The following is a 22,949-nucleotide window of genomic DNA, read 5'->3' on the forward strand; positions in this document are numbered from 1 at the left end:
GGGGTTCCCCGGGGTGCCGGGCAGGCCGGGTACGGCTACCGGGCGGCGGCCCGGCACGCGGTTCCTCGCACCCACACCGCGGGGAATGAACCCCCTATGGCACCGCTCGCAACTCCCCCGCCCCGTACCGGCCTTCTCGTCATCCAGCCCCTCAAGCGGCGGCACTGCGCGGAGTGCCATGCGGGGCCGTTGCAGATGCTCGTGCTGGAGGACGGGGCGCCTCGGTGTCTGGACTGTGCTGATCTCGGGCATCTGGTGTTCCTGCCGCGCGGCGACACGGCGCTGACGCGTCGGGCCCGGGAGGAGAGTGCGCTGTCGGCGGTGGTCGTGCGGTTCAACCGGCGCAAGGGGCGTTACGAGCGGCAGGGCGTTCTCGTGGAGGAGGCGGGGCTGGCCCGCGCCGAGGAGCGGTGCCTGGCGGACGCGGAGGCCCGGCGGCGGCGCCGGATGCGGGACGCGCGGCGCCGGGCGCTGGAGGACGTGCGGTTCGCGGAGGCGTTCGCGGCGGAGATACGGCGGCTGTTCCCGGGGTGTCCGGCGGACCGTGCGCGGGAGATCGCCGCGCATGCGTCGGTACGGGGCAGTGGACGGGTGGGGCGGAGTGCTGCGGGGCGGGCGTTGTCCGAGGTGGCGGTGACGTCGGCGGTCGTGGCGTCCGTGCGGCACGTGGACACGCCGTACGACCAGTTGCTGATGAGCGGGGTGCCACGGCACGAGGCTCGGCGGCGGATCGGGGCGGTGGTGGAGACGACGTTGCGGGGATGGCGGACGGAGGTGTCCGAGGCCGGCTGACCAGGGCCGGGAAGGGAAGAGGAGGGGGTGGAGAGAGGAGAGGGGGCGGCACTGGACGCTCACGTATGTGCTCGCGCCGCTCGGCCATGGTCACTGTTCTCGTACAGGATTTCACTTGAGGTGACGGACAGGGCCGGGCAGGATTCCGGCGGGATGCGGGAGCTGACGTTGACATGATCGATGGGCCGTACTTCGTACTGATCGTGGTCGGTGTGGTCGGGACCGGCCTCGTGGCCGGAGTCTTCTGCGCCTTCTCGACCTTCGTGATGCGTGGGCTCGCCTCGCTGCCGCCCGCGCAGGGCGTGGCCGCGATGAGGGCGATCAATGTGACCGCGTTGATGCCGGCGTTCATGCTGGTGTTCATGGGCACGGCGGTGCTGTGCGCGGTGATCGCGGTGGTGACGTTCGTGCTCTGGCCGGACGAGGGGACGGTGGAGCTGCTGCTGGGCAGCGCGCTCTATCTGTTCGGCTCGTTCGGGGTGACCATGGTGGCGAACGTGCCCCGCAACGACGCGCTGCTCAAGCTGGAGCCGGGCACCCAGGAGGCGGCCGACTACTGGCCGACGTATGTACGGGAGTGGACGGCGTGGAACCACGTCCGGACGGTCGCGTCGGCCGCCGCGACGGTGTCGTACGTGCTGGGCATCAGCTGAGCGCAGAGCAGAGCCTGGCGCACAGGCCGGAGCCACGCCGGAGACCAGGGCGGACAGCACGAGAAAGCGCTGTCCGCACACTCTGCGCACGGGGCCGGTGGGACGTATCGTTGCGGGAAGAGTGCCGCCCGATGACGCACGGCTCCTGCACGTCACACGCGCACGAGGTAGACGGCCATGGCCGATCCCAAGGGCTTCATGACCACCCCCCGCCAGGACTGGCCCCGCCGGCCCGTGGAGGAGCGGGTCCGGGACTGGGACGAGGTGTACGTCCCCGGAGCGTTGCTGCCCATCATCAGCAAGCAGGCCGACCGCTGCATGGACTGCGGGATCCCGTTCTGCCACGAGGCCTGCCCACTGGGAAATCTGATCCCCGAGTGGAACGACCTGGTGTCCCGGGAGGACTGGCGGGCGGCGGCGGACCGGCTGCACGCGACCAACAACTTCCCCGAGTTCACCGGGCGGTTGTGCCCGGCGCCGTGCGAGGCGGGGTGTGTGCTGGCGATCAACCAGCCGGCCGTCACCATCAAGAACGTCGAATGTGCCATCGCCGATCGGGCGTGGGCGGAGGGGTTCGCTCCGCCTCGGCCGCCAGACCGGCTGTCGGGGCGGACGGTGGCGGTGATCGGGTCGGGGCCCACGGGGCTCGCGGCGGCGCAGCAGCTGACCCGGGCGGGGCACACGGTCGCGGTGTACGAGAAGGACGACCGGATCGGCGGGCTGATGCGGTACGGCATCCCCGAGTTCAAGATGGAGAAGCACCATCTGGAGCGGCGGATCGAGCAGATGCGGGCCGAGGGGACCAAGTTCCGTACCTCGACGGCGGTCGGGCGGGACATCGGAGCGGCCGAGCTGCGGTCGCGCTACGACGCCGTGGTGATCGCCACGGGGGCTACGGCCTGGCGTGAACTGACCGTTCCGGGGCGGGAGTTGAGCGGAATCCGGCAGGCGATGGAGTATCTGCCGCTGGCCAACCGGGTGCGCGAGGGGGATCTGGAGAGGTCCCCCATGTCGGCCGCCGGGAAGCATGTCGTCATCGTCGGCGGTGGGGACACGGGGGCGGACTGTCTGGGCACCGCGGTGCGGGACGGCGCCGCGTCCGTGACCCAGCTGGACATCTACGCCATGCCCGGCGCCGAGCGGGACGAGGACGCCGAGCCCTGGCCGACGTACCCGAAGATCTACCGTCTGTCGGCCGCCCACGAGGAGGCGCGCGAACTGGAGACGGCGCCCGCGGCGGACGCGGACGCGCGGCTGTTCGCGGCGTCCACGCTCCGCTTCACGGGCGACGCGGACGGACATGTGCGGTCCCTGCACCTGGTCGAGGTGGACGCGGGGCGCCGGCCGCTGCCGGGCACCGGGCGGACGCTGCCCGCCGACCTCGTGCTGCTGGCCCTCGGCTTCTCCGGGCCCGACCGGACGGACGGGCTGATCGACCAGCTGGGGCTGGAGATGGAGCCACGCGGGACGATCACCCGGGACGCCGGGTTCGCGACGAACGTGCCCGGGGTGTTCGCCGCGGGGGACGCCGCCCGGGGGCAGTCCCTCATCGTGTGGGCGATCGCCGAGGGGCGGGCGGTGGCGGCGGCCGTCGACCGTCATCTGACGGGGAGTTCGCGGCTGCCGGCGCCGATCTCGCCGTACGACCGTCCCATGACCGTCTGACGGGGCGGCACCGGCGTCACCGGCACCGCCGTGCGGCCTTCCTCAGCGCCGCTCGTCCGTGCCCGCCACCTTCCCCGTGGCCAGGGCCACCCTGTTCCAGGTGTTGATCGTCATGATCAGGGCGAGGACGTGGGCCAGCTCCGTGTCGTCGAAGTGGGCCGCCGCCTGGGCGTAGACCTCGTCCGGGACCCCGCCGTCGGACACCAGGGTCACCGCCTCGGTCAGCGCCAGGGCCGCCTGTTCCTTCTCGGTGAAGAAGTGGCGGGCCTCGCGCCAGACGGCGACCAGGTGCAGCCGGTCCTCGCTCTCGCCGGCCTTGCGGGCGTCGTTGGTGTGCATGTGGAGGCAGTAGGCGCACTGGTTGAGGAGCGACGCGCGGATCTGGATCATCTCCACGAGCGCCGGGTCGATGCCCTCACGGGCGGCGGCGTCGAAGCCGATGATGGCGCGGAAGACCTTCGGGGCGGACTTCGCGAAGTCCAGCCGGGTGCGGGCGGCCTCGGCCTCGCCGATGGCCCACTCGATGTCGATGCCCGTGCCGGGGCCTGTGCCGGTGTCGATCCCCGTGCCGATTCCGTTGCCGTTGCCGTTGCCGTTGCCGTTGCCGTTGCTGATCGTGTTCGTCGTCATGCGGATCAACCTACGGGCCGAAAAGACCGGCTGTAGGGTGCATTTCCATGGCAGATTCATGGGTCAATTCATGGGTCGATTCCCCGCTCGATTCCTGGGTCGACTCGGCGCAGCGGATCGGCGCCGACCTGCATCTGGACCTCTCGGCGGCGTCCGGGCCCGGCGGGCGCCGGGCCACTCTGATCCGTGCGCTGCGCGAAGCCGTGCGCAGTGGGCGGCTCGCTCCCGGAACCCGGCTGCCGCCCTACCGTTCGCTCGCCGCCGACCTCGGAGTCGCCCGCAACACCGTGGCCGACGCGTACGCGGAGCTGGTCGCCGAGGGCTGGCTCACCTCCCGGCAGGGTTCGGGGACGAAGGTGGCCGAGCGGGCCGAACCCCTGCCGCGCGCCGAGCGGGTGCCCCGTAAGACGCCGCCACGCGCGCGTGGCCCCCGGCACGACCTCCGGCAGGGCACGCCGGACGCGTCGGCGTTCCCGCGCGCTGCCTGGCTGGCCTCCTCGCGGCGGGCCCTCCAGCAGGCACCGAACGAGGCCTTCGGGCCCGGCGACCCCGCAGGGCGCGTGGAACTGCGGGAGGCGCTCACCGAGTACCTGGCACGCGCGCGTGGCGTGCGCACCGAGCCGGGCCGGATCGTCATCTGCTCCGGCTTCGCGCACGCCCTGCGGCTGCTGTTCCACCGCGACAGGGGCGGAGCCGGCGGTGTGCTGCGCGGACCGCTGGCCGTCGAGGCGTACGGGCTGGGCTTCCACCGGGAGCTGCTCGCCGCCGAGGGCGTACGGACCACCCCGCTCCCCCTCGACGACGACGGCGCCCGCGTCGACCGCCTGACCGCCCGCGAACGGGCCGTGGTGCTGACGCCGGCGCACCAGTTCCCGACCGGCGGCCCGCTGCACCCGGAGCGCCGGGCCGCCGTCGTCGACTGGGCACGCGCGCGTGGCGGCGTGATCCTGGAGGACGACTACGACGGGGAGTTCCGCTACGACCGCAAGCCCGTCGGCGCCGTCCAGGGCCTCGATCCCGAGCACGTGATCTTCATCGGCTCGGTCAGCAAGAGCCTCTCCCCCGCGGTGCGGCTCGGGTGGATGGTGCTGCCGGAGCGGTACGTCGGCGATGTGCTCGCGGCCAAGGGCGAGCGGGAGGGGTGGGCGAGCGTCCTCGATCAGCTGAGCCTCGCCGACTTCATCGTCTCCGGGTCCTACGACCGTCACGTACGGCGCATGCGGCAGCGCTACCGAAGCCGCCGCGACCGCCTGGTGGCCGCGCTGGCCGTGCACGCGCCGCACATCGACGTCACGGGGGTCGCCGCCGGACTCCACGCGGTGCTGCGGCTGCCGCCCGGCACCGAGCGGTCCACGGTCAAGGCGGCCACCTGGCAGGGCGTCGCCCTGGACGGACTCGCCGAGTTCCGGCACCCGGCGGCGACGGAGCCCGGCATGCCGGTCCGCGACGGCGTCGTCGTCGGGTACGCCACGCCCCCGGAGCACGCGTACGGGGCAGCGCTGGAGGCCCTGTGCGCTGTGCTGCCGCCGGACGGCGGGTGAGCCGCACGGCGGGGTGAGCCGCACGGCGGGGTGAGCCGCACGGCGGGGTGAGCCGCACGGCGGAACACCGCTGCGGGGGAAGCCCTCCGGCACCCGGATCCTGCCCGCGGAGGACTCGCCCCGCGCCGCATCCTGCCCGCGAACGAGCCGGAGCTGCCGCAGCTGGATGAATCGCCCGATCCCGGCATACTGCCGCGCTCGGATTTGTTCTCCTATCTGTCCGAAAAGTGACTTCTGGGCTACATGCAGCCGAACAGGAGTGGGATCATCGGAGCAGGAGGCGTGCTGTAGTCGCACCCGACCGGGCCGGTAGCGGCTCGCCCCCATCCTTCGTTCCGTCGTCAGGCGCAGGGCCACCCCGGCGCGTCCCCCCTGTTGACGGTCGGTCCTGGAGGGTGTGCGATGACGACGCTCTATGAACGTCATGGAGAAGGTGCCCGCGACAGGGAAGAGCACCGGGGCGACGTCGCCCTCGGCCGCGTCGAGGTGCACGGCCCGACCGTGGTCCCCCTGAACCAGCGCGGCAGCGCGCTTCCCCGGCTCATGGGGTCCAAGGCCGCGAACCTCGCCCGCGCGGCCGGCGCCGGACTGCCCGTACTCCCCGGATTCGTGATCCCGCACGGCGGCAGCGGCGACATGATCGCTCTGCGACGCGCCTGGGACGAGCTCTCCGACGGCGGCACTCTCCCCCTCGTCGTACGGTCCTCCTCGCCCCAGGAGGACACCGAGGAGTCGTCGCTCGCGGGCCAGTTCGCCTCGGTGCTGGACGTGCGCGGATGGCGGGACTTTCTTACGGCCGTGCAGACCGTGCTCGACTCGGCGCACCGGCCCGACGGCTCCACGGCACCGATGGCGGTCCTGGTCCAGCCCATGCTGTCCGCCGAGGTCGGCGGGGTGATGTTCGGTGCCGACCCGGTGGCGGGGCGGGCCGACCGGATGCTGGTCAGCGCGGTGCGCGGCGGGCCGGACAGCCTGGTCGGCGGAACGCGGACCGGCACCAGCTACTGGCTGAGCGGACACGGACGACTGCTGCGGACGGAGTCCGCCGAGGACGGCCTGACCGAGGCTGCGGCCGCGGCAGACTCGCCCCTCACGCGCGCCGAGCTGTTCCGCCTGGCGCGGCTGGCGCGCCGGGTGCGCCGGGTCTTCGGCGGGCCGCAGGACGTCGAGTTCGGGTTCGACGCGGACGGGCGGCTGTGGCTGTTCCAGAGCCGGCCGATCACCGCGATGGCGGCCCGGCCGGCGCGCGGCGCACGGCTGCTGGGTCCCGGACCGGTGGCGGAGACGCTGCCCGGGCAGCTCGCGCCGCTGGAGGAGGACCTCTGGGTGGCGCCGATGGCCCGCGGACTCGCCGCCGCGCTCGACATCGGCGGCACGGCACCACGCCGGCTGCTCAGGTCGGTGCCGCTGGTCAGGACCGTCGACGGACGCGCGGCGGCCGACCTGCGCCTCCTCGGCACCGTGCCACCACGGCACCGCTGGCTCGCGCTGCTCAACCCCGCACCGGGAGCGCGCCGGCTCACCGCCGCGTGGCGGGTGGGGCGCCTGGCCTCCTCGCTGCCGGGACTGGCCACGGACCTCACCGCCGACGTCGACCGCCGTCTCGCCGAGATCCCGGCGCCCGGCGCGCTCTCCGGCTCGGCCATCGCCGCGGAGCTCCGCTGGACCCGCCGGGTCCTGGTCTCGCTGCACGCCCAGGAGGCCCTCGCGGGCGCCCTCCTCCGCGAACCGCCCAAGAGCCGCACGGCGGCCGGCACCGCCCTGACCGCCCTCGCGGACGCCCGCGCCCGGGGCGTCCCGGACGACGAGGTGGTCGCCGCCGACCCGGTCGTCCTGGCCCTCACGGCCCCGAGCCTGGGAGGCCGGGGGCGACTGCCGCAAGCGGCGCTGCCGCCCGGGGATGGAACGACCGGCACCGGGGCGACCGCGACCCTGTCCATCTACGCAAACGCGCTCGCCCCCACCCCTCACATCACTCCCACCACCCCCACCACCCAGACCACCCAGACCACCCAGACCAATAGGACCCCACAGACACCACTCCCCGTCACCTCGCTCCCGCCCCGCGAAGCCCTCCGCCTCCGGGTCCGCTGGGTGCAGGAACTGCAGGTACGGCTCGTCCGCGAGGCGTCGCGCCGGCTGGGGATCGGCATCGAGCGCGTGAGCCTGTTGCGCTGGGCGGAGCTGGCCGACGTACTGGACGGCGGCCCCCTGCCCGCCGGCCTGCACGAGCGCGTGCCGCGGCCCGCCTCGCCCCCGCTCCCGGACGAGTTCCGGCTCGCGGACGGCCAGGTGGTCGTCGCCGGGCGCGGGGCCCGCCGGTCCGGTGGCGTCCAGGGCGTGTCCGCGGGGCGTGCCGTCGGGACCGTGTGGGACGGGACGGGGCAGCGGCCGGCGGACGCCGTGCTGGTCGTGCGCAGCCTGGACCCCGCGCTGGCCCCGCTGCTGCCCGGCCTCACCGGTCTGGTCGCGCAGACCGGCAGCCCGTTGTCGCATCTGGCCGTCCTGGCGCGGGAGTTCGGGATCCCCGCAGTGGTCGGCGCCGTGGACGCCGTGCGCCGCTTCCCGCCCGGCGCGCGGCTGACGGTCGACGGGACCGCCGGTGACGTACGACTGGGGGGCGTGCCATGAGGAAGATCGCGTACGTCTTCGGACTGCTCGCGGCGACGGGCGCGGGCACCTACCTGATCGTCTATCTGTACCGGTGGCAGTGGCAGCGGGCCCTGATCTGCGGGGTGTTGCTGCTGGTCATCGAGGTGATGCTGCTCGGCCTGGTGATGCTGGGACGGCTGAGCCGGATCGAGGAGCGGCTGCGCGACACCGACCGGCGGCAGCGGGAGCTCGACGCCCGCCACGAGGACGTGCTGACGCGGCTGCGCGAGCCGGCGATGGCGCGGGAGGAGACGCGGTTCCGCTGGCTGGAGGACCCGGCGGACCGGTCGTACGTGTTCGTGCCGGTGCTGATGATCGCCGGGGTGGTGCTGTCCGGGCTCGCCTGGGTGGTGCAGAAGGTCGCGTCGGCCACGGCCGGACCCGCCGAGCAACGCCTGGCCGGGCGGCTGTCCGTCCTTGCCGCCCCCGATCCGGCCGCTCCCGGCGATCTGGAGGACCTGCCGGCCCCGGGCGCGGGTTCCGGCCGCCGTACCGCACGCGTGACCACCGCCACCGTGCTGTCCGTCGCCCTGGTCGCCGCGCTGGTCGTGGCCCTCGCCGACCTCACCCAGACCCGGCCGGAGGAGGCCAACGAGCACCAGGCGACCTCGGTGCTGGTCCAGGTCGACCTGCGGGGCCCGGACGTGTCACCGAGCCGCAAGGCCCTGGCCGCGCAGCAGATCTGGGAGGGCTGCCGCGACTCCACGTCCACCCCGCTGCGGCACGCCCCCCTCGGTGACCTCGGGAACGGCATGTTCGCCGGGGTCGTACGGCCCGCGCTGACCGACCACAACCTCATGCGGCTGCGCGGTTGCCTGGAGGACGCGACCCTGGAGCGCGCCCACCTCACGGTCGTCGCCGTCAATGACATGGAGTCGGGCGACGACTCACGGTGACCGGTCGGGCAAGTGAGACCTATTACACAAAATCGGACTTATAACCCATTGATCGCCATACCCGGGGTACTCTTCCTAGGCGCCCACCGTCCCCTAGTCCCCCGGGTCGCCCATGGCTGTCCTCTCCGCTACTCTGCCTCGCCCTGCCCTCCGCAAGCGCCCACTGCCCCAGCGCGCCCTGCGAGTCCTCGTCGGCATCGTGATCGGCTACTTCGTCCTGTGGGCAGTAGGCGCAGGCGGCATTCTGGGCCTGTCGATGCTGACCCGCGCGGAGACCCCGGCACCCGCCGGGACGCGCGCCGTCCAGGGCGTGAACCACTTCCAGCCCGTGGACTCCGAAGGCCGCCTGTGGCGTGGCTCCGCCCCCTCCCCGGCCGGTTACCGGGCGCTGGCGGGCATGGGCATCACCACCGTCGTCGACCTGCGTGCCGAGGACATGAGCTCGGCCCAGCTGGCGGAACCGGGCGAGGCCGGTCTGAACGTCGTACGCCTGCCGATCCGTGACGGCCAGACGCCGGCGCCGAAGCAGGTGCAGCGCTTCCTCGACGTCGTCTCCTCGGCGTCCGGCCCGGTGTTCGTGCACTGCGGCGCGGGTGTCGGCCGGACGGGCGCGATGGTCGCCGCGTACCTCGTGAACACCGGTGAGGAGTCACCGTCGCAGGCGGTCCGACGCAACCTCGCGGTCGGCCCGCCCTCGATCGAGCAGATCTACTACGGGCTGAACGTCAGCCCGGCCAAGGCGGAGCAGCCGCCGCTGCCGGTGCTGGTCGTCAGCCGCCTGGTGGACGCCCCGCGGCGCATCATGTCGTACTTCTGAGGCGCCCCAAGCCCCCAGGCCGCAGGCCCCCGGCCCCCGGCCCCCGGGTCCCGGGTCCCAAGCCCCTCGCGGGCAGGCCGTGACGCTACGGCTTGCGCCCCACCGCCCCGTATCCGGGGATGACCCCGTCATCCTGTCCGGGTACGGGGTCTCCCAGGTCGGGGTGCCACTGGTGCGGCACCTCGACGCCCGGCGGGACGAGTTCGAGGCCGTCGAAGAAGCGCCTGAACTCCTCGCGGGAGCGCAGGGCCAGCGTGACGCCCGCAGCCTTGAGCTTCTCGACCGCCGCCCGGGACTCCTCGGGGGTGAAGTCGGCGGTCGCGTGGGTCACCACCAGATAGCTGCCCGAGGGCAGTTCCGACAGCAGCCGGCGGACGAGGTCGTGCGCGCCGTCCTCGTCGGGCACGAAGTGCAGCAGCGCGACCAGCGAGAGGGCCACCGGCCGGCTGAAGTCCAGGATCTTGCGGGCACCTTCGAGAATCGCGTCGGGATCGCGCACGTCGGCCTGGAGGTACTCGGTGGCGCCCTCTTCCGTGCCGCGCAGCAGGGCCGCCGCGTGGGCCAGCACGATGGGGTCGTTGTCGCAGTAGACGACGCGGGCGTCGGGGGCGATCCGCTGGGCGACCTGGTGGAGGTTCGGCTCGGTCGGGATGCCGGTGCCGATGTCGAGGAACTGACGTACGCCCTGCCGGGCGAGCCAGCGGGTGGAGCGGTGCATGAACGCCCGGTTGACCCGCGCCATCACCGGCACGCGCGGGTCGAGGACGAGCATCTGCTTCCCCATGGCCTCGTCGACGGGATAGTTGTCCTTCCCGCCGAGGTACCAGTCGTACATGCGCGCCGGATGCGGCTTGCTGGTGTCGATCTCGGTCATGAGGCTCTCCGTAAGACGCAAGGAATTATCAACTAAGCACCAAATCAAGGATGTTGTACGAGAGAGACAGGCAACTGACTCAGGACGGCAGGCAACTGGCTCAGGACAGCGGGCAACTGGCTCAGGACAGCAGGAAGTCCGCCTCCCCCGCCTTGGCACCTTCGATGAACGCCGTCATCTCGTCCGCGGTGTAGATCAGCGCCGGCCCGTCGGGGTCCGTCGACTGGCGCACGGCGATCCGGCCGTCGGCGAGCTTCATCGCCTCCAGACAGTTGCCGCCGTTGCCGCCGCTCCAGGGCTTGTGCCACCCCTCACTGCCCAAGTCCCGCGCGGGCATGCCGTTGTAGACGCGTATGCGCGGCTTGATGCGATCCATTCACAGCTCCTTGCGGAGATCCCGCAGGATCTCCTTCGTGCGATGTGCCGTAGCGGCCTGCGCCGCCATGCGGTCCATGACCTCGAGATGGGCGGCCACCTCGGCGCGCGCGTCGAGGTAGACGGCGCCGGTCAGGTACTCGCTGTAGACCATGTCCGGCAGTTCTGACATGGCAAATCGGAACAGCACGAAGGGCCCGTACGTGCCGGGGTGCGGCCCGTTCGCGAACGGGGCCACCTGCAGCGTCACGTTGGGCAGCTTCGTGGCCTCGAGCAGTCTGTCGACCTGGGCACGCATCACCTCCGGGCCGCCCACCGGGCGGCGCAGCACGGTCTCGTCCATCACGACCCACAGCCGGGGCGCGTCCTCACGAGTGAGCAGTTGCTGGCGTTGCATGCGCAGGGCGACATGGCGCTCGATGTCGTCGGGGCTGGTCTGGCCGATGGCGCCCGACTTCAGCACTCCGCGCGCGTAGTCCTCGGTCTGGAGCAGACCGGGCACGAAGTGGGGTTCGTACGACCTGATGAGGGCGGCGGCGCCCTCCAGGCTGACGTACATGGAGAACCAGCCGGGCAGGATGTCGTGGAACCGCTGCCACCAGCCGGGCTTGTTGGCGTCCTCGGCCAGCTGGACGAACCCTTCGGCCTCCTCGTCGGAGACGCCGTAGGCCTTCAGGAGCAGCTGGAGGTACGGGATCTTGAGCGCGACCTCGGCCATCTCCATACGGCGGACCGTGGCGGGGGCGACGCGCAGGACGCGGGCGGCCTCCTCGCGCTTGAGCCCGGCGCGTTCTCGCAGGTCCAGCAGGCGCCGACCCAGGACGACCTGGCCGACCGTCGGCGCGGACCGCGGTTCGCTCACGCTCCACCTCCACGAATGAACACCCACACACCCATACAGACCGCCTGAATAGTGACAGACGGCCCTACCCCACCCCGGCGGGCCAACCGAACGCCGACAGGCCGACGGCGCCATTCGAAGACCCATTCGAAGGCGGGAGTGGACCTTCGGTGATCCCAATTGGCGCCGTTCCACATGCTGTTGCGAGCAGTGTGCCACGGCCTTCCAGAGAGTCACACAGCACTCTGCATTTTTCAGAGTGACTCTTGCCAAGTGTTCACGGCGGGGCGATAGTGGCAAGCGTGATTCCGTCCCCGCCCTTAGGAACAGACGCCACCACAGCCCCCCACGGCCTCGGTGCGAGCACGGGAGTCGGCCCCCAGCGGGGCGCTGGCACCGAACGTCGCTTCCGTTTCGAACTGGCCGCTCATCCGGGTTCTCCCGCGCAGGCCAGACGTCTGACCCGGGCGCGGTTGAACGGGTGGGCGGTGTGCGAGGACACCTGCGACACGGCGGCACTGGTCGTGTCCGAGCTGGTCACCAACGCGATCGTGCACACCGCGAGCGAGCACATAGTGTGCGAGCTGCACGACGGCGCCGATCTGGTGCGCATAGCCGTGCGTGACGAGGGGTGCGCTCCCGGCGAGCCCCATCAGTCGCCCGCGCGTCCCGAGGAGGAGCACGGCAGGGGGCTCCTCCTCATCGACGCGATGTGCCACGCCTGGGGCGCCCAGGAGCACGGCTCCGGACTGGTGGTCTGGGCCGATCTGCCGCGCCGGACCGGCTTCCCGGACCTTCCCGGCATCGACACGGTTCCGTACAACGATCTCGGCTGGGGCTCTCGGCCCAAGCCGGGCCCGCCCGGCGCTCCGGGCGACGAGGACGAAGCACAGGCCCGGCACGACGGGGGAACGGGATCCGCATGGCTGTGAGCGGCGCGTCCGGCGGCGGTCAGGTGCTGAGCCTGGACACGCTGGTCCGCCTCCGCCGCGGCATGCGCACATCCGCCGCCCCGCGCCGCCTGCCCGTTCCGGAGGGGATGACAGCGCCCCTGGGCTGCGACGCGGTGGCGGTTCCCGCCCGCCTCGGTCCCCTGATCCTGCCGCGGCTGCCGCGCGTGGGCTGCGTGTACGCCGACGACACGCACTGGTGGTGGATCGTCCCCTCCGACTCCGACTACGCGCTGGAGTGGCCGGCGCCCGCGCGGTATCTGACGGGGGCGGTAGTCACGGACGTCCCGCGACTGATCCACCGGCCGGCGGGGACGGTGCCGTACACCCCGCCGATTCCGCTGTATCTGACGCTGTGCCGGGTCACGGGGACCACGCCCACCTGGTCGCGCCAGATCAGCGCGTGAAACTCCGCCGGGCGAGCTGAGCGCACGCGTACGCCCGCGCGCGCCTGCCACCCGTACTCGCGCCCTCCCCCCGATGCCCCCGGCCCGCCATAGTGGCCCTCCGTCACAAGGCGGCCTCGGGGGAGGACAAGGGTGGGGAAGAAACGCGGTGCCGGTGAGGCGCGGGTGTCGGAGTCCGAGCGGCTGCTGTTCGGGGGGCCTCTGCGGTACGACATGGGGTGGAACCAGCACCGGGACGCCTTTATGGAGCTGAGCTTCCGGGCCATGGTGACGCGGTTGCCGTCGCTGCTGGGGTCGAGCTTCCGGCTCGCCTGGCAGGCCGACCGTCGGGCCGCGCGGACCGTGCTGGTGGCCGAGGTGGGGCGTGGGCTGGCGCAGGCGGTCGCGCTGCTCGCCGTGAACAGTGTGCTGGGGCGGCTGATCGAGGGCGGGCCGCTGGAGGAGCGGTTACGGGGTGCCGTGCCGGCGCTCGTCACGATGGCCGCCGTCATGGTGATCTCCACGCTGCTGCGGGCCGCCTCGACGTATGCCACCGGGCGGCTGGAACCCAAGGTGGAGCGCGTGGCGACCGAGCTGTATCTGGAGCGGGCCGCCGCGGTTGAGCTGGCCGCGATCGAGGACCACGCCTTCCACAAACTGCTGGACACCGCGCAGTACGGCGCCGCCTCCGCCCGCCGCATGATCTCGTACAGCGCCCGCGTCGTGAACGCCGCCATCTCACTGATCGCCGCGGCCGGTGTGCTCACCGTGCTGCACCCCGCCCTGCTCCCCCTGCTCGCCACCATGACGCTGCCCAGCGCCTGGAGCGCCCTGACCAACGCCCGGCGGCGCTACGAGTCCTTCCACACCTGGGTGCAGCACGCCCGCGCCGGCCATCTGATCAGCGGGCTGCTGACCGAGCCCGCCGCGGCGCCGGAGATCCGGGTGCACCGGGTGGGCCCGTTCCTGCTGCGCCACTACCGGGCGATGTCGGAGACCGCGGAGGCCGAGCAGGCCCGGCTGGCGCGGCTCGCGGCGCGTACGGGGCTGATCGCGGCGGCCTGGACGGGGCTCGCGACCGTCGCGACGTACGCCACCCTCGGCGGGCTGCTGCTCGCCGGCGCGATGGCGCTGTCCGTGGCGGGTACGGCCGTCATCGCGATCCGCACCGGGTCGGCGAGCCTGGACACCCTCGTGCTGGAGGTGAACGCGCTCCACGAGGAGGCGCTGTTCGTGGGTGATCTGCAGCGGCTGTACGTCGAGGCGGCTGAGCGGGCGATTCCGGTCGGGGGCGCCGCCCTGCCCGAGGACCCCCGCGAGATCCGCTTCGAGAACGTCACCTTCAGCTACCCGGGCGAGTCGGCCCGCCCGGCCCTCGACGACGTGACGCTCTCCCTCCCCCTCGGCCGGATCGTCGCACTGGTCGGCGAGAACGGCTCCGGCAAGACGACCCTGGTCAAGCTGCTCGCCGGGCTCTACAAACCGGACCGGGGCCGCGTCCTGTGGGACGACGTCGACGCGGCCACCGCCGACCGGCACCAACTCGCCGAGCGCATCGCGATGGTGGCCCAGGACTTCAAGCGCTGGCCGTTCACGGCACGGGTCAATGTGGCCGTGGGCCGCTCCTCCGCGCCCCTCACCGAGGAGCGGCTGAGCGACTCGCTCGCCGAGGCCGGGGCCGAGGAGGTGGTGGCCGATCTGCCGCGCGGCCTGGACACCCTGCTGGCCCGCCAGTTCAACGGCGGGCACGAACTGTCCGGCGGTCAGTGGCAGCGGCTGGGCATCGCCCGCGCCGCGTACCGGCGCGGGCGCATCCTCATCGTGGACGAGCCGACGGCCGCCCTGGACGCACGGGCCGAGCTGGAGGTCTTCGAGAAGATCCGGGCCCTGGCCTCCACCGGCCAGACCGTCGTCCTCATCACCCATCGGCTGGCGTCCGTGCGCCACGCCGACCTGGTGCACGTCCTCGACCAGGGCAGGCTCGTGGAGTCCGGCACCCCGGACGAGCTGCTGGCGACCGGCGGTGTCTACGCGGAGCTGTACTCGCTCCAGGCCGAGCAGTTCACGGCACGGGTGCCGACTCCGGAGGCCGGCTGACCGGCGGGCGGCGGCCCGGTCTCACGCGACGGCGTCGGCCGTGACGTCACCCCGGACGATCACCAGGAACGCGTCCGTCGCGAGGTCCATGACGACCTCGGCGGGCAGTCCCTCCATGCGCCGCGCGTGCGCGAACTCCTCCGCCGGCCACGATCCTCGCGGCCCGCCGGCGGGAAAGCGTTCGAGCACCGTTCGCCCGTTCACCATCCTGACCTCCGTTAAGCGTCGTACTTGTAGGAGTTAACGCCTGCCGGAGGGAAACGGCTCGCCCGGTGACGGGACTGAGACGTAGTTGACACTCGTTCACCGCGATGTGTGAGCGTCCACTCACGCTCGATGATCAACCGTGACGACCCGTGTCAGTCCTCGTACTCGTCGTGATATCGGACGCGTTCGCTGCCCGCGGGCGCCCCGAGAGCCGACGCGCGCCCCTTGGGCTCCTCCCACTCCTCCTGCCGGCCCAGCGCGGTGAGGTCGAGGAAGCCGGTGGTCGAGCCCAGTCCGTCCAGGCCGCGCTCATAGGTCGAGTAGGTGTGGAAGACGCGGTCCCGGTCCCGCAGGAAACAGCTGATCCCGGGCCGCTCCACCAGCTCGCCCTCGTGCTCCAGGGTCGCCTCGAAGTCACGGTTGAAGTCGTTGCCGTACGACGAGTACCAGGGCAGCGTCCAGCCCATCCGCGCCTTGAACGGCAGGATCCTCGTGAACGGCGCCCGGGAGACGGCGACCAGTGTCGTGCCGCGGGCCCTCAGGTGGGCCAGGTGCCCGATCTGGTCGAGGAAGCCGGAGCAGCTGCGGCAGCCGGCGTCCCACTCGGGCGCGAACATGAAGTGGTAGACGACGAGTTGGTGCCGCCCCTCGAACAGGTCGAGCAGGGTGGCCTTGCCGTCGCCGCCCTCGAAGACGTACTCCTCGTCCACCTCGACCATGGGAAGTCTGCGCCGCTCGGCGTTGAGCGCGTCACGCGCGCGCGTGATCGCCTTCTCCTTGACCAGCAGTTCCTCACGTGCCGCCCGCCACTGCGCGCGCGAGACGATCTCCGGAAGCGACATGGGCGCCCCTCCTGTGCAACGGTCCCTTCGGGGTGGTGACCGGCGGCGAGGGCCGAACTCATCGCCGGGCGCGAAGAAATTTCACGAGAATTTTCACGGGCCGCCCGGCAGACGGTCTCAACCGGCCTTCGCCCCGCTGGAGTACGACACCCGCAGCGCGGTCAGGCCGCGGGCGCGCAGCGAGCGGCGCCACCGCACGTCCTCGTCCGCGAGGGCGAGCGCGGGGAACCGTTCCAGGAGGGCGGCCAGGGCGATCTCTGTCTCGGCGCGGGCCAGGGGCGCGCCCAGGCAGTGGTGGATGCCGTGGCCGAGGGCCAGGTGGCCGGAGGCGTCGCGGGCGAGGTCGAGGCGGTCGGGGTCGGGGAAGCGGGCGGGGTCGCGGTTGGCGGCGGCCAGGGACAGCAGGACGGTCTCGCCGGCGGGGACGGTGACCCCGCCGAGGGTGACGTCCTCGGTGGGGAACCGGCGGATGGCGAGCAGCGCGGGGCCCTCGTAGCGGCTCAACTCCGCGACGGCGGCCGGGAGTCGCGCGGGATCCTCGCGCAGGGCGGCGAGCTGGTCGGGGTGCCGGAGCAGGGCCAGCACGGCGTTCCCGATGAGCTGCACGGTGTTCTCGTACCCGGCGAACAGGATGAGGAAGGCGAGGGACATCAACTCGTCCTCGCTCAACCGGTCGCCCTCCTCCCGGACCGCGACCAGGTCGGAGAGCAGGTCGTCGGCCGGGTCCGCCCGCTTGTCGGCGAGGAGGCGGGTGAAGAACCCGAGCATCGCGCCGACCGCCTCCTTGGCGGCCCGCGGTCGCGCGGGGTCGGGGGCGACCAGGGCGTCGGTCCATTCCCTGAAGTCCCGTCGGTGCGCCTCCGGGACGCCGAGGAGGTCGCAGATGACGGTGACCGGCAGGGGCGCGGCGTAGGCGGCGATCAGGTCGGTGGTGCCGTGCGGGCCGAGGGCGTCGAGGAGCCGGTCGGCGGTCCGTCGTACGGGCGTGCGCAGCCGCTCGACCCGGCGTGCGGTGAAGGCCCGGCCGACCAGGCGGCGGATGCGGGTGTGGTCGGGCGGGTCCATGTTGAGGAGGTTGGCGTCGAGGGCCGGCGGGAGGACGAGGCCCCGGTAGCCGCCGGGTGCCGCATGCCGTTTGTCCAGGGACAGCCGGGGGTCCGCGAGGGCCTCGCGCACGTCGTCGTACCGGGTGACGAGCCAGGCCGGGCTGCCGTCCGGACCGGCGATCCGGTGCACGGGGGCGGCCTCGCGCAGGCGTTGGTAGACGTCGTACGGGTGGTCGATGAGGCCGTCGGCGAGATCCATGCCGGTGAGCCTATGTGTCGTACTCCTGGATCCGTTTGCCGTGGCTCCGGTCCAGCAGTGCGGGCAGCCGCTCGCCCAACTCCCCCACGACGGCGGGCACATCGATCGTCAGCAGTTCACGGTCCCGCATCAGGATCCGCCCGTCCACGACGGTCGTGCGCACGTCGCAGGAGCGGGCGCTGTGCACGAGCGTGGCTGCGAGGTCGTGCACGGGCTGGGTGTGCGGCCCGGAGAGGTCGGCCAGAACGATGTCGGCGCGCCGGCCGGGAGCGATGCTGCCGATCGTGTCGCCGAGTCCGACCGCTCGGGCGCTCTGGAGCGTTGCGTGGTGCAGGGCTTGACGGGCCGTCATCCAGCGGGGATCGCCGGTGGCCGACTTCTGGACGAGGGCGGTGAGGGCCATCGCCTCCCAGACGTCGAGGGAGTTGTTGGAGGCGGCGCCGTCGGTGGCGAGGCCGACGGGGACGCCGATGTCGTGCAGGGCCCGTACGGGTGTGGTGGTGGGCCAGGCGAACTTGAGGTAGCCGCGGGGGGCGGTGGCGACGGCGACGCGTCCCGTGGCGTCCCGGAGCACGGGCAGGTCCCGGTCCAGGATGCCCGTGCCGTGCGCGATGAGGACGTCGGTGTCGAGGATTCCGGTGTTCCGGAGGATCTCGATGGGGGTGGCGCCGTGGCGCAGCAGGCTGGTCTCGGCCTGGTCGCGGTTCTCGGCCGCGTGGATGTGGACGGGCAGGCCGTGGCCGGCGGCGAGTTCGGCGGTGGCGACGAGGTCGGCGTCGTCGACGGTGTAGGGGGCGTGCGGGGCGAGGGCGGTGGTGATACGGCCGCCGGCGCCGCCGCGATGGCGCAGCGCGAAGTCCAGTGACTGCTCCCGCCCCTCGGCCCCCTGGGAGGAGAAGTACGCCTCCCCCAGGTGCGCCCGCATCCCGCACTCCTCGACGACGGCGGCGACGGCGTCCATCGAGAAGTAGTGGTCGGCGAAGCACGTGACCCCGCCGCGGATCATCTCGGCGCAGGCGAGCCGTGCCCCCAACTCCACGTCCCGCTCGGTGAGGTTGGACTCGACGGGCCACACGACGTCGTTGAACCACTCCTCGGTCGGCAGGTCCTCGGCGACACCGCGCAGGGCCACCATGGGCGCGTGGGTATGGCAGTTGACGAGGCCGGGCAGGGCGACCTGACCGGCGGCGTCGAGCCGCTCGACGGCGGCCCGCCCGCGCACGGCGTCGACGGTCGTGACGGACTCGACGATCCCGCCGCGCACGACGATCGCGGCGTTCTCCGCGAACCCGATCCGCTCTTGATCGTCGTGCGTGAGGACGGTGCAGCCGGTGATGACGAGGTCGGCGGGAGCTTCTGCGGGAGAAGACGTCATCACGCCAACGTACGACGAGGTCGTCGGGTCGCGTGAGGTGAACCGCGCATCCGGTCACGGGGCTGTCGCAGGGCGCCGGCGCACGGGCACGCTGGCCTCACCACGGCCCGCCCGACGGGCTTCACCGCGACGGCCTGCCCACGGCTTCTGGAAGGAACCCGGCATGCTCCTCGGCACCTGGAACCTGGAGAACCTCTACCGGCCCGGCGGCGAGTTCGGCCCCAAGGACAAGGCGGCGTACGAGACGAAGCTCGCGGCACTGGCCGCGGTCGTCACCGGTCTCGACCCCGCGCTGCTCGGCGTGCAGGAGGTCGGGGACCCTCAGGCCCTGCGGGACCTGGCGGGGATGCTGGGCGGGGTCTGGCACCTCGCGCTCTCCGAGCACCCGGACGGACGGGGCATCAGGGTCGGCTTCCTCAGCCGTACGGAGCTGCGGATCCTGCACGACACGAACGCCTTCCCGGCGAAGCTGCGCCCGGTGCAGACGGACGACCAGGGCGGGACGGCGTCCGCGTCGGGCCGGGGCTTCCTCGCCGTGGAGACGGAGCCGGAGACGGGGACCGGACCGCTGCGCGTGGCGGTGGCCCACCTCAAGTCGAAGCTGCTGTCGTACCCCGGCGACCGCTTCCAGCCGCGCGACGAGGGCGAACGGGCGCGGTACGGGGCGTACGCCCTCTACCGGCGGGCGGCCGAGGCGACGGCCCTGCGGGCGCTGGTCGACGTACTGCTGGACGGTGACGGTCGCGAGCACGACGTGGCGGTCGTGGGAGACCTGAACGACGAGGTGCAGGCGGCGACCACCCAGATCCTGCTGGGCCCGCCCGGCTCGGAGATCGGCACGCCCGGCTTCAAGGTCAGGGACAACGGCGACCGGGGCCGCCTGTGGAACGTGGCGCCGCTGATCCCCGCCGAGCAGCGGTTCTCCCGCGTCAACTCCGGGCGGCGTGAGCTGATCGACCACATACTGTGCAGCCACCGTCTGCTCCAGCGGGTCACGGCGGCGGGGACGGGGGTGCCGGGGTCCGGTGCGCCGGGGCTGCCGTCGGTCGGGGCGGATCCTCAGGAACGGCGGGGTGCGGCGGGCTCGGACCACGCGCCGGTGTGGGTGCGGACGGGCGGCTAGGAGGTGTCGTGGGGCCGGTCCCGGAGCGCCTGACCTGGGCGGTGGAGAACCCCGGTCTCGCCCCCGGGGACCGCGTGATGGAGATCGGCTACGCCCGCGGCGTCGCGCTTCGCGGCACAGGCAGAGGGTGTCGCCGAGTGCCGGCTACCGCCTCAGCGCGGGCCAGTTCCCGCTCCGGCGGGCGGACGCGGAAGAGGTTTGCGTTCACCGTGAGGATCCTGTCGACGGATCCGTCGGGGAAGTCGGCCGGCCTCCTCCAGGGCCACCGTCCGCACGACCGCCCTGCCCGCCGCCACCCACGCAGCGTTACGGCGCCGTCGGACGCGGCGCGCGCGGGAGATCGCCGGACAGGTGGAGGCGGTCGTGGCGGCGCGGGATTTCCTGACGTCGGTGCGCACGGGGACCACCGGCGTCGGGAGCACCCTGGTCTGCGTACGGGCCACCGCCCCGCCGGCGTCAGCCGGCGAGGCGCAGCTCGGGGGCGTCGGGGATCCGTAGCCCGGCCCGGTCGCGCTCCTCGGCCAGCTCGTCGAGCAGCTCGGTGAGCTGGGCGGTGTGCCGGGCCGTGAGCCGTCCCGAGTCGTCGAGGTGCACGGCACAGGCGGTCGTCGCGTCCACGAGCCGTTCGAGGGTGGCGACGACCTCGTCGGCGCCCTTCGTGTGCCGGGCGAGCGCGGGCAGTTCGGCGGCGGCGAGGGCGATGGCGCTACGGGCTTCGGCGAGCGCGCGGTAGGCCTCGCGGCGCAGGGTCCAGCGCCGGGCGCGGTCGCCTCGGCCCGTCCCCCCGTCGAGGGCGTCGGACTCGCGCATCACATGCGCGAGGTACGCGTACGCGGCGCGCCCGGCCGCACCGAGCCGCGCCCGCACGCCCCCGCCCCGCTGCCCCGGCATCGGCAGGTGCCCGACGACGAGCACGATCGCGCAGGCCAGCAGCGTCTCGCCGATCCGGCTGACGGACGCCTGCGGCTCGCCGCCGACCATCACCAGGGCGAGCACGAGGACGGTCACGACGGCGGTCTGGGCGGCGAAGTGGCGGGTCGCGACGGGAATCAGGGCGCCGCTGAGGGCGACGAGCGCGATGAGCCCCTCCGGCCGGGGCAGCACGGCGGCGAACCCGGCGAAGAGCAGCGCGCCCAGCACGGTCCCGGCGGCCCGGCACAGCACCCGCGAGACGAGCGGACCGAGGTCGGGCTTGACGAGGAAGACGGCGGTGGCCGGGAGCCAGTACCAGTGCGCGTGCTGCCCGTACCACTGGGCGTGGTGCAGGGCCTGGGCGATGCCGGCGCTGGCCCCGAAGCAGAGGGCGACGCGCAGCCCGTACTCCCGCCCGCCGACCCCGAACACGGCCCGGACCAAGTCCTTCACCGTACGGCGCCGGGTGTGCAGGTCCCTGTTCTCCTTGCCCCGGTCGAAGGCCTCGGCGGCGTGCAGCAGGGCGTCGTCGAGGGCGCGCAGGGCGGGCGCGGAACGGGAGGGCGCGGGCAGGGGTCCGGTAGGGGTGTTGTCGCGTACGGCGGCGGCGAGACGCCGGGGCCCCTCGGAGGCGCGGGCGGCCACGGTCTCCCCGGCCCAGGCGAGCGCGGTGGCGGCCTCGGCGAGCGGCAGGGCGGCGGCGTACTGCGCGTGCAGCCGCCGCTCGCTCGACGAGGAGGCGTATCGCCGCAGCCGGGGTCCGGTGAGGGCGTCCTGCGCGTGATCGAGGGCGGCGGTGAGGGCCGCACGGCGTGCGGTGGCACGGTCGGTCCCCACGGCGTCGAGCAACTCGGCGACGGCGTCGTACACATCGGCCACCGCGTCCCGCTCCCCGTCGAACCGGAAGTCACCGACGAGCGACCCGGGCGTGGGGAGCGCCAGCCGCAGCGCGAGCAGCCAGACAGCACCGGCGACATAGGCGGCGGCCCGCGCCCACCCGCTCTCGGGCAGCGGCATCCCAGCCCCGATGGCGGCGGCGACCAGCAACTGGGTGCCGGCCGCGGAGGCGACGGGCCCGACGGCACTGATGCCTCCGGCGAGCAGTCCGAGCCCGGTGAGCACGAGGGTGAGCGGCACGGCCCCGAGGTGGTCCCCGGCATACGTCCCACCGAACAGCCCGACCGCCCCCACCAACGCGGGCACTCCGAGCCGCCTGACCGAGCCGCGACGGCTGCCGGGCCGGTCGTTGATCCCGGCGAGCATGGCGGCGATGGCGGCGACCACACCGAGGGAGGTCCGCCCGGCGAGCACCGCGCCGAGCAGCAACGGCCCGGCGGCCAACGCCCCACGCGTGACCGCACTCCAGGGCACGGGCCCCCGCTGCGCACGCAGCGCGTGCGCGAGCCAGGGCGGAAGGGCGACAACGGGTCGTACGGGGCGGGACACGGGGCTCCAGTCGGGGCGAGGGCGGGGGTGTGCCTTCGGGCGACGGTGGCCGGGCAGCGGGTCGGCCCTGGGGTGGCGGCCGGTGGTGTCCACGGTAGGGGGGCGGCGCGGTGGCGACGGGACGTTGACGTTTCGGGGATGTGACGATGCCTGGAAACGCCGCGTTCTTTATGAACGCAAGGGGCAGGACGGCGTCCACGGGCGCACCGGTCCGAGGTGATGCGGAAGCTCGCCGGCAGACCACTCGCCACACGGCCGCAGTACGGGCACAATGAGTGGATTGCAGGTTCGCCACGACGGAACCCCACCCCTGATAGCTGGCCAAGCGACTTCGGAATGGGGCACCGCCTTCCGGGCCCGCGCATCCGACCCCGGCACTCAGTCGGGGTCGTCTGCTGTCACGCGCTGAGCAGAATCCACTCCCTCACGATCCTGATGATCGCCAGGGCGATGCTCGCCAGCTGGGCCGTAAACGCGACCCTGCGCAGCATGATGCGACGGCGTCCCTGCGCCGGCTCCTCTTCCACGGTGTCCTCCTCTCCTTGTCGACACACCGGCCCACGTAGGTCG

The 22,949-nt window shown here is 72.9% G+C and carries 21 protein-coding genes; 11 read left to right on the plus strand and 10 right to left on the minus strand.

From position 1 onward, the window contains the following. Window positions 1–96 precede the first annotated feature (96 nt). The 3 genes from ACIRD7_RS21805 (at window position 97) to ACIRD7_RS21815 (ending at window position 3,110) form a co-directional block, all read left to right on the plus strand. Window positions 97–792, plus strand: coding sequence for a DUF2293 domain-containing protein (locus ACIRD7_RS21805; protein ID WP_403455627.1), 696 nt, complete (start codon window positions 97–99; stop codon window positions 790–792). A gap of 173 nt (window positions 793–965) precedes the next feature. Further along, entirely contained in the window at window positions 966–1,445 is a 480-nt protein-coding gene (locus tag ACIRD7_RS21810) for a DUF1772 domain-containing protein (protein ID WP_403455629.1), read from the plus strand. A 177-nt stretch (window positions 1,446–1,622) separates the two neighbouring features. Beyond that, complete coding sequence (locus tag ACIRD7_RS21815; protein WP_403455631.1) at window positions 1,623–3,110, plus strand: glutamate synthase subunit beta; 1,488 nt, start codon at window positions 1,623–1,625, stop codon at window positions 3,108–3,110. A gap of 42 nt (window positions 3,111–3,152) precedes the next feature. On the opposite strand, the gene ACIRD7_RS21820 is transcribed toward ACIRD7_RS21815, so the two are convergent. Then, a complete protein-coding gene (locus ACIRD7_RS21820) occupies window positions 3,153–3,740 on the minus strand; it encodes a carboxymuconolactone decarboxylase family protein (RefSeq protein ID WP_403455632.1) in 588 nt (195 codons plus the stop codon). Between the two features lie 47 nt (window positions 3,741–3,787). On the opposite strand from ACIRD7_RS21820, the gene ACIRD7_RS21825 reads away from it, so the two are divergent. The 4 genes from ACIRD7_RS21825 to ACIRD7_RS21840 all read left to right on the plus strand — a co-directional run bounded on the left by ACIRD7_RS21825 (window position 3,788) and on the right by ACIRD7_RS21840 (window position 9,646). Next, complete coding sequence (locus ACIRD7_RS21825) at window positions 3,788–5,281, plus strand: PLP-dependent aminotransferase family protein (protein WP_403455634.1); 1,494 nt, start codon at window positions 3,788–3,790, stop codon at window positions 5,279–5,281. Window positions 5,282–5,683: 402 nt separating this feature from the next. Beyond that, complete coding sequence (locus tag ACIRD7_RS21830) at window positions 5,684–7,912, plus strand: PEP/pyruvate-binding domain-containing protein (protein ID WP_403455637.1); 2,229 nt, start codon at window positions 5,684–5,686, stop codon at window positions 7,910–7,912. Further along, window positions 7,909–8,829: a hypothetical protein gene (locus tag ACIRD7_RS21835; protein ID WP_403455640.1), complete on the plus strand. Its 921-nt coding sequence runs from the start codon at window positions 7,909–7,911 to the stop codon at window positions 8,827–8,829. Before ACIRD7_RS21830 ends, ACIRD7_RS21835 begins: the two co-directional genes overlap by 4 nt. A 112-nt stretch (window positions 8,830–8,941) precedes the next feature. Continuing rightward, window positions 8,942–9,646: a dual specificity protein phosphatase family protein gene (locus ACIRD7_RS21840; protein WP_403455641.1), complete on the plus strand. Its 705-nt coding sequence runs from the start codon at window positions 8,942–8,944 to the stop codon at window positions 9,644–9,646. An 85-nt stretch (window positions 9,647–9,731) separates the two neighbouring features. Here the strand turns inward: ACIRD7_RS21840 and ACIRD7_RS21845 are convergent, their stop codons facing one another. The 3 genes from ACIRD7_RS21845 to ACIRD7_RS21855 form a co-directional block, all read right to left on the minus strand. After that, window positions 9,732–10,520 carry an SAM-dependent methyltransferase gene (locus tag ACIRD7_RS21845; RefSeq protein ID WP_403455644.1) on the minus strand — a complete coding sequence of 263 codons (789 nt, stop codon included), beginning with the start codon at window positions 10,518–10,520 and terminating at the stop codon, window positions 9,732–9,734. Between the two features lie 121 nt (window positions 10,521–10,641). Continuing rightward, on the minus strand, window positions 10,642–10,896 hold the full coding sequence (locus ACIRD7_RS21850; RefSeq protein WP_403455647.1) for a DUF397 domain-containing protein: 255 nt from the start codon (window positions 10,894–10,896) through the stop codon (window positions 10,642–10,644). After that, entirely contained in the window at window positions 10,897–11,757 is an 861-nt protein-coding gene (locus ACIRD7_RS21855) for a helix-turn-helix transcriptional regulator (RefSeq protein ID WP_403455650.1), read from the minus strand. A 272-nt stretch (window positions 11,758–12,029) separates the two neighbouring features. On the opposite strand from ACIRD7_RS21855, the gene ACIRD7_RS21860 reads away from it, so the two are divergent. From ACIRD7_RS21860 to ACIRD7_RS21870, 3 genes are all read left to right on the plus strand, one after another. Beyond that, on the plus strand, window positions 12,030–12,668 hold the full coding sequence (locus ACIRD7_RS21860; protein WP_403455651.1) for an ATP-binding protein: 639 nt from the start codon (window positions 12,030–12,032) through the stop codon (window positions 12,666–12,668). Next, window positions 12,659–13,093 (plus strand): hypothetical protein, encoded by a 435-nt coding sequence (locus ACIRD7_RS21865; protein ID WP_403455653.1) that lies wholly within the window; start codon window positions 12,659–12,661, stop codon window positions 13,091–13,093. Before ACIRD7_RS21860 ends, ACIRD7_RS21865 begins: the two co-directional genes overlap by 10 nt. A 132-nt stretch (window positions 13,094–13,225) precedes the next feature. Next, complete coding sequence (locus ACIRD7_RS21870; RefSeq protein ID WP_403455656.1) at window positions 13,226–15,169, plus strand: ABC transporter ATP-binding protein; 1,944 nt, start codon at window positions 13,226–13,228, stop codon at window positions 15,167–15,169. A gap of 21 nt (window positions 15,170–15,190) precedes the next feature. On the opposite strand, the gene ACIRD7_RS21875 is transcribed toward ACIRD7_RS21870, so the two are convergent. The 4 genes from ACIRD7_RS21875 to ACIRD7_RS21890 all read right to left on the minus strand — a co-directional run bounded on the left by ACIRD7_RS21875 (window position 15,191) and on the right by ACIRD7_RS21890 (window position 18,898). Beyond that, a complete protein-coding gene (locus ACIRD7_RS21875; RefSeq protein WP_403455657.1) occupies window positions 15,191–15,376 on the minus strand; it encodes a hypothetical protein in 186 nt (61 codons plus the stop codon). A gap of 152 nt (window positions 15,377–15,528) precedes the next feature. Then, window positions 15,529–16,218, minus strand: a complete 690-nt coding sequence (locus tag ACIRD7_RS21880; RefSeq protein WP_403455660.1) for a DUF899 domain-containing protein — start codon at window positions 16,216–16,218, stop codon at window positions 15,529–15,531. A 117-nt stretch (window positions 16,219–16,335) separates the two neighbouring features. Beyond that, a complete protein-coding gene (locus tag ACIRD7_RS21885; protein WP_403455663.1) occupies window positions 16,336–17,523 on the minus strand; it encodes a cytochrome P450 in 1,188 nt (395 codons plus the stop codon). A 10-nt stretch (window positions 17,524–17,533) separates the two neighbouring features. Then, window positions 17,534–18,898: an amidohydrolase gene (locus tag ACIRD7_RS21890; protein WP_403455666.1), complete on the minus strand. Its 1,365-nt coding sequence runs from the start codon at window positions 18,896–18,898 to the stop codon at window positions 17,534–17,536. 163 nt (window positions 18,899–19,061) lie between these two features. On the opposite strand from ACIRD7_RS21890, the gene ACIRD7_RS21895 reads away from it, so the two are divergent. Further along, a complete protein-coding gene (locus ACIRD7_RS21895; protein ID WP_403455668.1) occupies window positions 19,062–20,021 on the plus strand; it encodes an endonuclease/exonuclease/phosphatase family protein in 960 nt (319 codons plus the stop codon). A gap of 456 nt (window positions 20,022–20,477) precedes the next feature. Here the strand turns inward: ACIRD7_RS21895 and ACIRD7_RS21900 are convergent, their stop codons facing one another. Continuing rightward, on the minus strand, window positions 20,478–22,379 hold the full coding sequence (locus ACIRD7_RS21900) for an FUSC family protein (RefSeq protein WP_403456386.1): 1,902 nt from the start codon (window positions 22,377–22,379) through the stop codon (window positions 20,478–20,480). A gap of 398 nt (window positions 22,380–22,777) precedes the next feature. After that, a complete protein-coding gene (locus tag ACIRD7_RS21905) occupies window positions 22,778–22,906 on the minus strand; it encodes a hypothetical protein (protein ID WP_403455670.1) in 129 nt (42 codons plus the stop codon). Between the last annotated feature and the right edge of the window lie 43 nt (window positions 22,907–22,949).

It is taken from the genome of Streptomyces sp. NPDC093568, assembly GCF_044764945.1.
Classification (GTDB): Bacteria; Actinomycetota; Actinomycetes; order Streptomycetales; family Streptomycetaceae; genus Streptomyces.

Bases quoted from the DNA above. Each gene is read 5' to 3' on its own strand.
- ACIRD7_RS21840 (WP_403455641.1), top strand. From the start codon at position 8,942: ATGGCTGTCCTCTCCGCTACTCTGCCTCGCCCTGCCCTCCGCAAGCGC.
- ACIRD7_RS21880 (WP_403455660.1), bottom strand. From the start codon at position 16,218: ATGTCGCTTCCGGAGATCGTCTCGCGCGCGCAGTGGCGGGCGGCACGT.
- ACIRD7_RS21895 (WP_403455668.1), top strand. From the start codon at position 19,062: ATGCTCCTCGGCACCTGGAACCTGGAGAACCTCTACCGGCCCGGCGGC.
- ACIRD7_RS21835 (WP_403455640.1), top strand. From the start codon at position 7,909: ATGAGGAAGATCGCGTACGTCTTCGGACTGCTCGCGGCGACGGGCGCG.
- ACIRD7_RS21830 (WP_403455637.1), top strand. From the start codon at position 5,684: ATGACGACGCTCTATGAACGTCATGGAGAAGGTGCCCGCGACAGGGAA.
- ACIRD7_RS21815 (WP_403455631.1), top strand. From the start codon at position 1,623: ATGGCCGATCCCAAGGGCTTCATGACCACCCCCCGCCAGGACTGGCCC.
- ACIRD7_RS21890 (WP_403455666.1), bottom strand. From the start codon at position 18,898: ATGACGTCTTCTCCCGCAGAAGCTCCCGCCGACCTCGTCATCACCGGC.
- ACIRD7_RS21875 (WP_403455657.1), bottom strand. From the start codon at position 15,376: ATGGTGAACGGGCGAACGGTGCTCGAACGCTTTCCCGCCGGCGGGCCG.
- ACIRD7_RS21885 (WP_403455663.1), bottom strand. From the start codon at position 17,523: ATGGATCTCGCCGACGGCCTCATCGACCACCCGTACGACGTCTACCAA.
- ACIRD7_RS21850 (WP_403455647.1), bottom strand. From the start codon at position 10,896: ATGGATCGCATCAAGCCGCGCATACGCGTCTACAACGGCATGCCCGCG.
- ACIRD7_RS21845 (WP_403455644.1), bottom strand. From the start codon at position 10,520: ATGACCGAGATCGACACCAGCAAGCCGCATCCGGCGCGCATGTACGAC.
- ACIRD7_RS21865 (WP_403455653.1), top strand. From the start codon at position 12,659: ATGGCTGTGAGCGGCGCGTCCGGCGGCGGTCAGGTGCTGAGCCTGGAC.
- ACIRD7_RS21820 (WP_403455632.1), bottom strand. From the start codon at position 3,740: ATGACGACGAACACGATCAGCAACGGCAACGGCAACGGCAACGGCAAC.
- ACIRD7_RS21810 (WP_403455629.1), top strand. From the start codon at position 966: ATGATCGATGGGCCGTACTTCGTACTGATCGTGGTCGGTGTGGTCGGG.
- ACIRD7_RS21805 (WP_403455627.1), top strand. From the start codon at position 97: ATGGCACCGCTCGCAACTCCCCCGCCCCGTACCGGCCTTCTCGTCATC.
- ACIRD7_RS21825 (WP_403455634.1), top strand. From the start codon at position 3,788: ATGGCAGATTCATGGGTCAATTCATGGGTCGATTCCCCGCTCGATTCC.